Genomic DNA, 13875 nt, shown 5'->3' with positions numbered 1-13875 from the left:
CACGGTCTACAAATGTCATGACGGAGCGCACGTGAGCTACGCTGACCGCCCCTGCCCTGGCGCTGGCGTCCCGCTCGCGCTGCCGCCCGCCCCTCAGCCCGATCCGGCGCAGGCCGCGCGCCTCGCTGCCGCCCGCACCGCATTGGCAGCCATCGACGGAGCACGTACCGCGCAGGCTGCGCGTGATGCGCATGAATTCGAGCGCACTGCGCGCGCCGCGCTGGCCCTGCGCAAGCGCGGCGACAAGCTGCGTCTGCAGGCACGCTGGGCCGACGAAGACCTGACGCGCAGCACCGATGCGGCAAAAGCCATCGCCCGCATCAAGGCGCGCCGCATGTCTGAAACACTGGCGGTCGAATGCCCGGGTTGAGCCGGCTCACGCGCTGGCTGCTGCTCGGCGAGTGGCGTGCGCACCCGGTCCGCGCGCTGGTGGCGATTGCGGCGATTGCCGTCGGCGTGTCGATGGGCTTTGCCATTCACCTGATCAACGCTGCCGCCTTCAATGAATTCTCGGCCGCCGTCAAGAGCCTGTCGGGCCAGGCGGATATTCAGGTCCAGGGGCGCGAACTGCTGTTCGACGAAGCAGTGTACCCGCAGCTGGCCAACCATCCGGACGTTGCGGTGGCCGCGCCTATCCTCGAGGTGCAGGCCGGCGTGCCGGGCCAGGACACGCCGCTGCGCATCATCGGCATCGATGCCTTCCGCGCCGGCTTCATCTCGCCCGACCTGACCGGCGTGCCGGGCAACGGCCGCATGCTGGACGTACTGGCCGACGATGCGCTGTTCCTGTCGCCGGCCGCCGAAGCGTGGCTGGGGAAGCGGCGTGGCGACTCACTGAATCTGCGCGCGGGCACCGGCGTCATCACGCTGCGCGTGGCCGGCCCCGTGCAGCGGGCGCGCAGCGGCCAGCGCCTGGCCGTGATGGACATCGGCGCGCTGCAGTGGCGCCTCGAACGCGTCGGCAAGCTCTCGCGCGTGGACCTCAAGCTGCGCAGCGGCGTCGACCGCGCTGCGTTCCAGCGCGCACTGACTGCCGATCTCGAGCGTACCTGGCCGGGCCGCTTCACGGTCGGCCAGCCGAACGACGCCGACCAGGAAAGCCGCACGTCGAACATGAGCCGCGCCTACCGCGTCAATCTGACGGTGCTGGCTTTGGTCGCGCTGTTCACCGGCGCCTTCCTCGTGTTCTCGACCCAGGCACTGTCGGTCATGCGCCGGCGCAGCCAGTTCGCGCTGCTGCGCGTGCTGGGCTTCGAACGGGGCCAATTGCTGCGCCAGGTGCTGCTCGAAGGCGCGAGCCTGGGCGTGGCCGGCAGCTTGCTCGGCATCGGCGCCGGCTACGCGCTGGCCGCCACGGCGCTGCATTACTTTGGCGGCGACCTGGGCGCCGGTTACTTCCCCGGTATTCGTCCGCAGGTCGCGTTCACGCCCGGCGCTGCGATCGTCTTCTTCGGCCTGGGCCTGGGCGTGGCCCTGCTTGGTTGCCTGGCGCCGGCGTGGGAAGCGGCGCGCGCGCGCCCGGCCGTGGCGATCAAGTCCGGCGCCGACGAAGCGCCGCTGTCGCGCCTGGCGCGCGTCTGGCCGTCGCTTGCCTGCCTGGCGATCGCTGCGCTGTTCGCCTTTGCGCCGCCCGTGTTCGAGCTGCCGCTGTTTGGCTACCTGGCGATCGCGCTGCTGCTGGTGGGCGGCATCGGCCTGATGCCGCGCTTTGCCGCCGTCACGTTCCGCGCGCTCGAAGGGTTGCTGTCCAAAAAACGGCATCCGATGCCGGTACTGGCGCTGTCGCTGGGGCGCCTGGCCAATGCGCCGGGCCAGGCCTCGATTGCGCTGGGCGGCATCCTGGCCAGTTTCAGCCTGATGGTGGCGATGGGGATCATGGTGTCGAGCTTCCGGGTCTCGGTCGATGACTGGATGGGCCACATCCTGCCGGCCGACCTGTATGTGCGCACGCTGGATGCGGGCGGCACCGGTTACCTGAGCCCGGCGCAGCAGGCCGCCTTGACCGCGCTGCCCGGCGTGCAGCAGATCCAGTTTCTGCGCACGCGGCGCGTGTCGCTGGCGCCCGAACGCCCGCCGGTGGTCGTCATCGCGCGCGACATCGACGTGCGCGATCCGGCGCGCCTGTTGTATCTGGTGGGCGACAGCGCGCCGATTCCTGCCGGCGCGCGGCCAGCCTGGGTATCCGAGGCGCTGCTGGACCTGTACGGCGCGCGCGTCGGCCAGACGCTGCGCCTGCCGCTGGGCGGCGCCGAGACGCCGTTCTTTGTGGCCGGCGCCTGGCGCGATTACGCCAACCAGAGCGGCTCGGTCGTTATCCAGCTGGCCGACTACCGCAAGCTGACCGGCGAAGGCGATGTCACCGACGCGGCGCTGTGGACCGGCGACGGGGTCGACGCGGCCGCGCTGGAAACCCGTTTGCGCGCGCTGCCGTTCGGCGCGGCGCTCACCTTCATGCGCCCGGGCGACATCCGCGCCGCGAGCCTGAAGATTTTCGACCGCAGTTTCGCAGTCACGTACTTACTGGAGGCGATCGCCATCGCGATCGGACTATCGGGCATCGCGGCCAGTTTTTCGGCCCAGACTTTGGCACGGGCGCGAGAATTCGGTATGCTGCGCCACGTCGGCGTCACGCGGCGCCAGGTCTTGCAGCTGCTCGCCTTCGAAGGCGGCCTGCTCACCGGCCTGGGCGTCATCGCCGGTTTCGTGCTCGGGCTGACCATCAGCCTGATCCTGGTATTCGTGATCAACCCGCAGTCGTTCCACTGGACCATGGGCCTGCACCTGCCATGGCCACTGCTGGGCAGCGTGGCCGCGGTGCTGGTGATCGCGTCCGTCGCCACCGCGCTCGTGTCAGGCCGCCAGGCCTTGTCGGGCGGTCCGGTGCGCGCTGTCAGAGAGGATTGGTAATGCGTTTCATCCTGGGTGTACTGCTGTCGCTGTTGACGTTGCTGGCGCTGCCAGCGCGCGCCGAACCACCCGTGTTTGCGCCCGTCACGCCCGGTGCGGCGCTGACGTTCCCGCGCGACTACGGCGCCCATCCCGAGTTTCGTACCGAATGGTGGTACGTCACGGGCTGGGTCGAGACGCCCGACAAGCGCCCGCTGGGGTTCCAGGTCACGTTCTTTCGCAGCCGCACGGGCGTCGACGGCGCCAATCCGAGCCACTTCACGCCGCGCCAGCTGGTGATCGGCCACGCGGCGCTGTCCGACCCGGCGGTCGGGCGCCTCGTGCACGACCAGCGCAGCGCGCGCGAAGGCTTCGGCCTGGCCTGGGCCCGCCCCGGCAACACTGACCTGAAACTGGACGACTGGCGCATGGTGCGCGACCAGGACGGCACCTACCGCGTGACCATCCGCTCGAACCAGCTGACGCTGGAACTGCGCCTGCGTCCCACGCAACCGGTGCTGGCGCAGGGCCAGGGCGGCTATTCGCGCAAGGGCCCGAGCGCGCAGCATGCCAGCTACTACTACAGCGAACCGCAACTGGCCGTCACGGGCAGCGTGGGCCGCGCCGGCATGGCCGCCACGGCGGTGACTGGCAGCGCTTGGCTCGATCACGAGTGGTCGAGCGAAGCCCTGCAGCCCGATGCCGTGGGCTGGAACTGGGTCGGCGCCAACCTCGACGACGGCGGGGCGCTGATGGCTTTCCAGATCCGCGACAAGCAAGGTGGTAAACTATGGGCGCACGCCACCCGGCGCGACAAGGCAGGCAAGGTCACGCACTACGCGCCGGAGCAGATCACGTTCACGCCGAAAACGCTGTGGACGTCGCCGCGCACGCAGGCGACCTACCCGATCGCCACCACGATCACCACCGGCGACCAGGTATGGCAGATCGTCCCGCTGCAGAACGACCAGGAGCTCGATTCGCGCCGCTCGACGGGCGCCGTGTACTGGGAAGGCGCGGTCACGGTCCAGCAGAACGGGCGCCGTGTCGGCCGCGGCTACCTCGAAATGACCGGCTATGTGCAGCCGATGAAATTATAAGAATCCCACGAAGACACGATGACGACGCGTACCACCAGCTCCACCGCCTCCCCCGACGCAGACATCCCGAGCAAGAGCAGCCTCTCGACCCTCAAGGGCTTGATCCCGTTCATGGCGCCCTACCGGCGCCAGTTCATCCTGGCCGGCATCGCGCTGCTGTTCGCGGCCGGCGCCACGCTGGCCATCCCGGCGGCGTTCAAGCAGATGATCGATCTGGGCTTCGGCGCCTCGGCCACCGCGCGCGGCATCGAGAACGTCAACGCGACCTTCCTGGCGCTGTTCGGGGTGGCCGCCGTGCTGGCGGTGGCCACGGCTGCGCGCTTCTACATGGTCTCGTGGCTCGGCGAGCGTGTGACGGCGGACATCCGCAGCGCGGTGTACCGTCATGTGGTGCGCCAGAGTCCCGAATTTTTCGAGACCACCCGTACCGGCGAAGTCCTGTCGCGCCTGACGACCGACACGACGCTGATCCAGGCGATCGTCGGCACCAGCATCTCGCTCGCGCTGCGCAACACGCTGCTGTTCATCGGCGGCCTGGTCATGCTGTTCATCACGAGCCCGCGCCTGACGTCGATCATCCTGGGCCTGCTGGTGCTGGTCGTGCTGCCGATCGTGCTGTTCGGTCGCCGCGTGCGCAAGCTGTCGCGCGATTCGCAGGACCGCATCGCCGATGCATCGGCCGTTGCCGGTGAAATCCTCAACGCCATGCCGACCGTGCAGGCCTTCACGCGCGAAGGCTACGAGGCCGGGCGGTTCAAAGTCGAAGTCGAAAGCGCCTTCACCACCGCGATGCGCCGCATCCGCGCACGCGCAACCCTGACGCTGCTGGCGATCGTGCTGATTTTTGGGGCGATCGTGTTCGTGCTGTGGCTGGGCGCGCACGCCGTGATTGCCGGGACCATGACCGGGGGCGAGCTGGGGCAATTCATCCTGTACGCCGGCATCGTGGCCGGTTCGGTCGGCGCCCTGTCCGAAGTCATGGGCGACGCCCAGCGCGCCGCCGGCGCCACCGAGCGCCTGCTCGAACTCCTGGGCGCGCGCTCGGACATCCAGGACCCGCTGCACCCGGCCACGCTGCCCACGCGCACCGCCAACGGCGCGCGCGTGACGCTCGACGGGGTCACCTTCGCCTATCCATCGCGCTTGCAGGAAGCAGCGCTGTCGCATCTGGCGCTCGAGATCCAGCCTGGCGAGACGGTGGCCGTCGTCGGCCCGTCCGGCGCCGGCAAGACCACGCTGTTCCAGCTGCTGCTGCGCTTCTACGATCCGCAATCGGGCAGCATTCGCCTGGACGGCGTCGACGTGCGCGACCTGACGCTGCAGACGCTGCGCAGTGCGGTCGGCATCGTGCCGCAGGATACGGTCGTGTTCTCGCTCGACGCGATGGAAAACATCCGCTATGGCCGTCCCGACGCCACCGATGAGGAAGTGATCGCGGCGGCGCGCATGGCGGCTGCGCACGAATTCATCGAGCGCCTGCCGGAAGGCTACCGCTCGTTCCTGGGCGAACGCGGCGTGCGCCTGTCGGGCGGCCAGCGCCAGCGCATCGCCATTGCGCGCGCACTGCTGAAGAACCCGCCACTGCTGCTGCTCGATGAGGCGACGAGCGCGCTCGACGCCGAGTCGGAACGCCTCGTGCAACGGGCGCTCGAAGCGGCCATGATCGGACGCACCACGATCATCATTGCCCACCGCCTGGCAACCGTGCAGCGCGCCGATCGCATCGTCGTGCTCGATGGTGGCAGGATCGTCGAGATGGGCACCCACCACGAACTGGTCGAGCTGCGCGGCGTGTATGCGAACCTGGCCGCGCTGCAGTTCCAGGCGCATGCGCCCGTGGCGGCCTGACCGAAGCGCCAAACGTATTGCGGGTGTTGGCAACTGAATCGTAACTTCTCGTCACATTCCGTTGCATCGTTGCATCGGCACAGCGTAAAGACTGCCAAAACTCACTAAATGTTGCCATGAGAAAAGGTTGAAGCGTATGATCCGGGGTTATACCCTCCGTCATCACTCGACTACCATGAGCAACCAAAAATATAGTTTAGCCAGCTGGAGCGTAGGCACCCGCATCAGCGCCGTCACCTTCGCCCTGGCAGGGTTCATCATTGCCGTGCTGATCGGCACGATCACGCTGTCCACATCGAGCATGCTGGAAAAGCGCGCCATGGAGAGCGTGACGAGCGAACTCAAAGGCGTGGCCAACACGGTCGAACTGTTCAACAAGACCGTGTCGAGCCAGGCTGTCAGTTTCGGCCGCATCTTCAGCGCCGGTCTGCCGGGCGTGTATGCGCTCGACGAAGCAACCACCGTGGACATCGGCGGCCGCCAGGTGCCAACCTTGAGCCTTGACGGCAAGCCATTGAACCTTGACTTCGCCGTCCCCGACAGCTTTACCGAACGCACGGGTGCCAATGCCACCGTGTTCGCCGTCGCCGGTGACGATTTCGTGCGCGTGACCACGTCGGTCAAGAAGGAAAGCGGCGAACGCGCCGTCGGCACGGCCCTCGACAAGACCGCGCCGGCCTACGCCGCGCTGCGCGCCGGCCGCACCTATGTCGGCCTGGCCACGCTGTTCGGCAAGCAGTTCATCACCCAGTACGAGCCGGTGCGCGACGCCGCAGGCAAGGTCGTCGGCGCACTCTACGTGGGCGTGAACATCAGCCAGGACATCGCCTTCCTCAAGGAACGCATCAAGGCGATCAAGGTCGGCGACAGCGGCTACTTCTACGTGTTGTCGGCAGCGCCCGGCAAGACCTACGGCGACCTGCTCGTGCATCCGAAGAGCGAAGGCAAGAATATCCTCGACAGCAAGTCGGCCAACGGCCATGAGTTCGTCAAGGAAATGCTTGAGAAGAAGGAAGGCACCGTGCGCTACGACTGGCAGAACCCGGGCGAGAGCGCTTCGCGCGAGAAATTTGCGGCCTACAGCCACATGAAGGACTGGAACTGGGTCATCGCCGGCGGCACGTATATCGACGAGATCACGGCCGCCGCCACGGAACTGCGCAACCGATTCATCCTGCTCGGCCTGGGCGCACTGGGCGTGCTGGCCACCCTGCTCTACCTGCTGGTGCGTTCGACCGTGACGCATCCGCTGGCTGCTGTCGAGGAAATCGCACGCCGCATTGCCGGCGGCGACCTGACTGCCCGGATTGCGCCCCGTAACAACGATGAAATCGGCCGCCTGACAGTGGCGATCAACGAGATCGGCGAGAACCTGTCGGGCGTGGTCGGCAAAGTGCGCGACGGCGCCGAGCACATTGCCGCGGCCTCGCAGCAGATTTCGACCGGCAACCTGGACCTGTGCAGCCGCACCGAAGAACAGGCCGCCAGCCTGGCCACCACTGCCTCGTCGATGGACGAGCTCACCACGACCGTGCGCCAGAACGCGGACAATGCGCGCCAGGCCAACGAATTCGCTCAAACCGCATCGAACGTGGCCCAGAAAGGCGGCGACACCGTGTCGCAAGTGGTCGCCCGCATGGATTCGATCACGGTTGCCTCGCGCAAGATTTCGGACATCACGAGCGTCATCGATGGCATCGCATTCCAGACCAATATCCTGGCACTGAATGCCGCCGTCGAAGCGGCACGCGCCGGCGAACAGGGTCGCGGTTTCGCTGTCGTGGCGTCCGAAGTGCGCAATCTGGCCCAGCGCTCGGCCGCAGCAGCCAAGGAAATCAAGGGTCTGATCGACGCCTCGAACCACGAAGTCGGCGCCGGCAGCGCGCTGGTGGCGCAAGCCGGCACCACGATGCAGGATGTGCTCACGAGCGTGCAGCGCGTCACCGCCATCATGGCCGAGATCAGCAACGCCAGCCAGGAACAGACCCAGGGCATCGAGGAAATTAACCGCGCCGTCGTCGAGATGGACACGACCACGCAGCAGAACGCGGCACTGGTCGAAGAAGCCAGCGCCGCGGCGCAGGCGATGCACGAGCAGGCCGACGCCCTCGCCCGTTCGGTGCGCAGCTTCCGCCTGGCTGAAGACGGCCCGAATCTCGGCCACGATGCGCTTGCATCGACGCCACGCCGCCCGGCGCTGACCCACGGCTGAAGTTCGGCCGATCAAGAGCCTCGCGCCCGGCCATCGTGCCGGGCGCTTCCTGAAGCATCCCCGCGCGGTGTAGAGTAGCGTTCCTGTCTTTCGGAGTGCACCTTGTCAGAATCCGCCCTGCAGCGCCGCTGCCACACCATCTTCCCCGGCCATCGCCAGCGCCGTCCTGCGGAACATTTTGCAGCGATGGCCGCCTGGTGCGAGCAGCACGACATCGAGCACGACGTGTACGGCAATGGCGACCTGATCCAGTCCTTTGAAGCCAAGGTTGCAGCCACGCTCGGCTTCGAGGCCGCCGTGTTCTGCGTCAGCGGCACGATGGCGCAGGTGACGGCGCTGCGCCTGGCCTGCCTCGAGCGCGCCAGCCGCCTGGTGGCGCTGCACCCGACCTCGCACATCTTCGTCCATGAACGGGCAAACTACCAGTTACTCGACCACTTCCAGGCACTGCCCGTGGGCGACCGGCACCGGCCATGGACGGCCGCCGATCTGCTGGCCGTGCCGGACCGCCTGGGCGCCGTGGGCCTGGAGATCCCCATGCGGGAGATCGGCGGGCAGCTCTCGCCCTGGGACGAACTCGAGGCGATCAAGCGCGGCTGCCGTGAGCGCGGCATCCACCTGCACATGGATGGCGCGCGCCTGTGGGAGGCAGCAGCCGGGTACGGGCGCAGCGCGGCGCAGATCGCGGCCGGCTTCGATTCGGTGTACGTGTCGCTTTACAAGGGCCTGGGTGGCCTGGGTGGCGCGATGCTGGCCGGCAGCAGCGCGTTTGTGGCGCGCTGCGCCGAATGGTTCCGGCGCCAGGGTGGCAACGTGATCCATCGCTCACCGTACGTGGTGGCCGCCGCGATGGACTTCGACGCGCGCCTGGCGGCCATGCCCGATTACTTCAGGCGCACGCAGTTCGTGTATGCGGCGCTGCGCGCGCACCCGGCAATCCGCGTCAATCCGGCCGCGCCCGAGGCCAATATGCTGCACCTTCACCTGCCAGTATCGCGCGATCATGCGCTGGCGATCCGCGACGCGCTGGCCATCGAGGATGGTATCTGGATGTACAACCGCGCCGCCCATGGCGCGCTGCTAGACACCAGCGTCGTGGAAATCTACGTGGGTGACAACCTGCTGGCGATGCCCGATGACGCGCTGCGCCAGGCGTTGCAGCGCTTCGCCGATCGCCTCGGCGAGCCCGCTAGCGGCGGCGTGGATAGCCCGTCTGCCGCCACCTGCACCGGATGATAGAATGGCAGGTTGTCCGTCTCCTCATACCGTCTACCCGCAATGCGCCACCATGCCGACTTCCTGAGACCTGCCCGACAATATGGCGCAGGCGCCCGATGCCGGATCCAGCCATCTCGCGGCGCAAACAACGCATCCGGCCACGCTTACCGGTAACGTGCGCGCCCAAGCCCGATCACTGCCGCTGACCGGCGCACGAAGGGTACAGGCCAGCAGCGCTGCGCTCACCGGGCCATCAACACCAATCTTTTTTTGCACATCATGAAACAATATCTCGACCTGATCCAGACTGTTCTCGACAACGGAGACTGGCAAACCAATCGCACTGGCATCCGGACCCTCAGCGTTCCCGGCGCCATGATGCGCTTCGATTTGCAGAAAGACGGCTTCCCCGCGATTACCACCAAGAAGCTGGCCTTCAAATCGGTGGTCGGCGAGCTCGTTGGCTTTCTGCGTGCGAAAAGAAGCGCTGCCGATTTCCGCGCGCTGGGCTGCAAGGTCTGGGACCAGAATGCCAATGAAAACAGTGCATGGCTGAACAACCCGTTCCGGGAAGGCCCGGATGACCTGGGGCCAGTTTATGGTGTTCAGTGGCGCCAGTGGCCTGCGTACAAGCTGCTGGACGCAGCAAACGAGCGGCAGATTGCCGACGCAACAAGCCGGGGTTACAGCATCGTATCGACTGTACAGGAAGATGGTTGCACCAAGGTCTTGCTCTACAAGGCCATCGACCAGTTGCGGGAGTGTCTGGATACGATTATCGATAATCCGACGAGCCGCCGGATTCTGTTCCATGGATGGAATTGCGCAGAACTCGATGCCGTCGCGCTTCCCGCATGCCATTTGCTGTATCAATTCATGCCGAATCCGGCGACGTCCGAAATTTCTCTGTGCCTGTACGTGAGGAGCAATGACATCGGATTGGGGACGCCTTTCAATCTGGCTGAAGGCGCCGCGCTCCTGCATCTCGTGGGGCGATTGACCGGCTACAAGCCAAAATGGTTCACCTACTTTATCGGGGACGCCCATATCTATGAGAATCATATCGGGATGGTCACCGAGCAACTGACGCGCGAGCCCTATCCGGCGCCGACCCTGGTTCTGTCCGAACGCATTCCGGATTTCGCGCTGACAAAAGAATATGCGCCAGAATGGCTCGAGAAAATCGAACCGGCAGATTTTTCACTGGTCAATTACATGCACCATCCGGCGATCAGTGCGCCCATGGCGGTATAACGCCCGTCGTGCGATAAAAAGGCAGCGCGCTTCCCGCGAACCGTGAGCGCGCTGCCAGACGTGGCAACGCGCACGCGGCCGCACGCAGCGACGCTGCGCGGTGCCACCCCCACACATCCTCATGCGCAGCCTTCCCCGGTTGCCGCCGCACGCAGTCAGCTTCATCAGCACTTGATGCTGAGTACGCCTTTCGGGCCTGTCGTCCTCCCCACGCAACAGCAAGCAGGGATATTATTGCCACTCATTGTCAATACAAACGAACCTGCCGATCCGTCCCTTTCTATCATGACCAAACCACCATTCGTTCCGAATGATGCCGAGTGCCGGGCGTGGCTCGATACGCTGGACATCGCCGCTCCCGATCCGGGCCCGGCCGTCGAGCGAAGCGCCCGGCTTGCGGCGCGCCTGCTCGATGCACCAGTGGCATGGATCACCTTGGCTGATGGCCCGGGCCGATGGATTCGATATGCAACCAGAGGCGCCGGCGCGCAGCTGCCCGGCCATTTCTCGTCGATCGCCGACACTGTCCGCCAGACAGGTCCGTTGCTGGTCATGGATGCCGGTCAGGACGAGCGCATCGGCGCCATCCTGGCATGGCCCGGCGGGCTGCCCTTGTCGTTCGTGGCCGGGGTGCCAATCAAAAACAGCGATGGTGAACCGATCGGCGCACTCTGCGTTGCGCGCAGCGGCGCCCCCGGCATGCAGCCGCCTGATCTTGGCGGGCTTGACGAACTTGCCGGCGTGCTCGCGCAGTGGGCCGAACTGCGGCAAATGCTGGGGCAGGCGCGTGCACACGTTGGTGAAGCAGGCCGGGTTGCACTGGAAAGCATTGCACGAATTACTGCAATTTTCGACGAGTCCAGTGTTGGCGTCGCCCTGATCGGCACGGACGGCTGCTGGCTGCGTACGAACATCACCCTGTCGACGATGCTGGGCTACGGCCGGGACGCACTCGACGGCAGAAATATCACCGGATTCAGCCATCCTGAAGACCTGCCATCGTATCTGGCCGTGCTCGATCGACTCGCCGCCCGTGAGGCCCCCAGTACGAGATCGAACAGCGCTACCGCACCGCACAGGGCGGTTACATCTGGCTGAAGATAAACATCAGCGGCAGGTTCGACCAGCATGGCAACGTCGAGTACTACACCACCGTCTACAACGACGTTTCAGCGCAGAAGGCGGCCCGGGCTTGCCTCGAGCGCATGCATGCCGAACTTGAACAACGCGTGCAGATGCGTACTGCCGAACTGCACGATGCCAATGAACGACTGGCCGCCGCCCTTGCAAACCAGGCCCTGACCAAAGAGTCGCTGCGAGAGCGCACGGCTGAACTGAGCAACATCCTCGAATACGCCAGCGATGTCTACGTGTCGCTGGACGACAGCGGCGTCGTCACGGCCTGGAACCGGCAGGCCGAACTGGTCCTGGGCTGGTCGCACGCCGAAGCGATCGGCAGACCACTGGCCGACCTGATCGTGTCTGCCGACACTGCCTCGGCTTATCATGAGGACATTGCACGCTTTCGACGAACCGGCGCCCTCGCGATCGCGAACCAGCGGGTGGAGTTTCCGGTACGCCGAAAAGACGGCAGCACGCTGACCGTCGAAGCCCGGGCCAATACGCTGGAAGTGCAAGGCCGCCGCATCATCAGTCTGTTCTTGCACGACATCACGGAGCGCAAGCGCATGGACGCACAGCGCGACTACGAGTCGCGCCACGACGCCCTGACTGGCCTGCTGAACCGCCGTGCACTGGGGGATTCGCTGCCGCTGGCCCAGGCCAGGGCGCACCGCAATCGTCAGGCCATGGCCCTGCTGTTCATCGACCTGGACGGGTTCAAGGCGGTCAATGACCGCTGGGGCCACGACGGTGGCGACCTGCTGCTGAAGGTGATCGCCGAACGCATCGCCAAGTCCCTGCGGCAGAGCGACGCCGCATTTCGTCTGGCAGGCGACGAGTTCACCGTGATCCTTGAAGGCCTGGTCACGGGCTACCAGGACGCCGCGGCGGTGGCCCGCAAGCTGATCGACGTGATCTCCGCGCCGGTCCCGGTGCCGGGTGGCACCGCACAGGCCGGCGCCAGCATCGGCATTGGCATCTTCGTTCCGGACAGTACCGATACGGCCGACGAACTCGTCAAGAAGGCGGACGCATGCATGTATCGCGCCAAGCACGCCGGCCGCGGCCAGATTTTCCCGTGCCCCGGGGCCTGGGATCAGAATGACCCGACATAGTTTTCCGCCAGCGCGGTAGCCATCGCACGCGACGCGACAACGTTCTCCAGTTCGGCACGCTGAACCTCGCGCTGGAACGACGACGCATCCGCGAACGTATGCAGCATGCTGGTCATCCACCGTGAGAAATACTCGTCGCGCCAGATACGCTTGAAGGCGTCCTGGGTGTAGCGCTCCAGGCGCTCGCTGGTTCCCCGCTGGTAGAACTGTTCGATGCCCCTTGCCAGCAGATTCACGTCCGACACCGCCAGATTCAAGCCTTTCGCGCCGGTTGGCGGCACGATGTGGGCAGCATCGCCGGCCAGATACAGGCGGCCTGCCTGCATCGGCGTCGACACGAAGCTGCGCATTCCGATGATGTTCTTCTGGAAGATCTTGCCTTCGGTGAGGCGCCAGCCGTCGTGACCTTCGGTACGCGCGTGAAGCTCGGACCAGATGCGGTCGTCCGACCAGTGATCGACACTGTCGTTCGGTCGAACTGGAAGTACATGCGTTGCACAGTCGGGGAACGGGTGCTCACGAGCGCAAAGCCACGCTCGTGACGCACGCCGGCGCGAATGGTCGACTCGATGTCTTGCCTGGTACGACTCTCCCGGACGATCGACTCGATACCTTGCAGTTGAAGCAGGTGGGAAAGCAGCAGGCCTGCCGGGCCGGCGCCGATAATCGCGACTTGGGTACGCATGGTTGTCTCCGATGAGTGTTGCTAGCAATCATCGTAGCGCCGGGCAGGTGCAAAAAGAATGGATCAATCTGGACATGACTTGTACTATTTTTACACCCAAAATTGCTTGCGCACTTCACATGACGACGTCGATCACGACCGGCAAACGGGCCCGCCCCGCCCGCGATATTCCCCAGTTCGCGCTGTATGGCGAGCCGGCGAAGGCCGGGCGCGCCGAATTTGCTCACAACGAGCTGATCGAGACGCGCAGCCGGCTGTATGACTGGCATATCCGCACGCATGTGCACCGGGGACTGTTCCAGGTACTTTTCCTGTTTGGCGGCCGTGTCACGGCCAGCATCGGCGATACCACCTGGGAACGCACGGGGCCGGTGGCGATCACGATCCATCCTTCCCTGGTCCACCGTTTCGATTTTTTTCGAAGCGCAGGGCTAT

The 13875-nt window shown here is 65.7% G+C and carries 9 protein-coding genes and 1 pseudogene; 9 read left to right on the top strand and 1 reads right to left on the bottom strand.

The features are described from left to right. Positions 1-31 precede the first annotated feature (31 nt). From AC56LV_RS04455 to AC56LV_RS04415, 9 genes are all read left to right on the top strand, one after another. Entirely contained in the window at positions 32-370 is a 339-nt protein-coding gene (locus AC56LV_RS04455; RefSeq protein ID WP_499556223.1) for a DUF4124 domain-containing protein, read from the top strand. Then, on the top strand, positions 358-2907 hold the full coding sequence (locus tag AC56LV_RS04450) for an FtsX-like permease family protein (RefSeq protein WP_499556222.1): 2550 nt from the start codon (positions 358-360) through the stop codon (positions 2905-2907). Before AC56LV_RS04455 ends, AC56LV_RS04450 begins: the two co-directional genes overlap by 13 nt. Then, on the top strand, positions 2907-3986 hold the full coding sequence (locus AC56LV_RS04445) for a lipocalin-like domain-containing protein (RefSeq protein WP_499556221.1): 1080 nt from the start codon (positions 2907-2909) through the stop codon (positions 3984-3986). The genes AC56LV_RS04450 and AC56LV_RS04445 overlap by 1 nt, the downstream gene beginning before the upstream one ends. Before the next feature lie 18 nt (positions 3987-4004). After that, on the top strand, positions 4005-5834 hold the full coding sequence (locus AC56LV_RS04440) for an ABC transporter transmembrane domain-containing protein (protein ID WP_499556220.1): 1830 nt from the start codon (positions 4005-4007) through the stop codon (positions 5832-5834). Between the two features lie 175 nt (positions 5835-6009). Then, positions 6010-8046, top strand: coding sequence for a methyl-accepting chemotaxis protein (locus AC56LV_RS04435; protein ID WP_499556219.1), 2037 nt, complete (start codon positions 6010-6012; stop codon positions 8044-8046). Between the two features lie 102 nt (positions 8047-8148). Further along, the gene (locus tag AC56LV_RS04430; RefSeq protein ID WP_499556218.1) at positions 8149-9282 is read left to right on the top strand and encodes a threonine aldolase family protein; all 1134 of its coding nucleotides are present in this window, start codon (positions 8149-8151) and stop codon (positions 9280-9282) included. A 261-nt stretch (positions 9283-9543) separates the two neighbouring features. Further along, positions 9544-10518, top strand: a complete 975-nt coding sequence (locus tag AC56LV_RS04425) for a thymidylate synthase (RefSeq protein ID WP_499556217.1) — start codon at positions 9544-9546, stop codon at positions 10516-10518. 234 nt (positions 10519-10752) lie between these two features. Further along, entirely contained in the window at positions 10753-11616 is an 864-nt protein-coding gene (locus AC56LV_RS04420) for a PAS domain S-box protein (protein WP_499556216.1), read from the top strand. A gap of 107 nt (positions 11617-11723) precedes the next feature. Continuing rightward, the gene (locus tag AC56LV_RS04415) at positions 11724-12755 is read left to right on the top strand and encodes a diguanylate cyclase domain-containing protein (RefSeq protein WP_499556215.1); all 1032 of its coding nucleotides are present in this window, start codon (positions 11724-11726) and stop codon (positions 12753-12755) included. Here the strand turns inward: AC56LV_RS04415 and AC56LV_RS04410 are convergent. Beyond that, positions 12737-13440, bottom strand: a pseudogene (locus AC56LV_RS04410) (FAD-dependent monooxygenase). The gene AC56LV_RS04415 and the pseudogene AC56LV_RS04410 overlap by 19 nt on opposite strands. Between the last annotated feature and the right edge of the window lie 435 nt (positions 13441-13875).

The sequence above is a fragment of the Telluria sp. RB2R28 genome, from assembly GCF_059685835.1.
The sequence above is the reverse complement of the archived record's forward strand: the minus strand, read 5'-3'. Positions and strand labels throughout refer to the sequence as shown.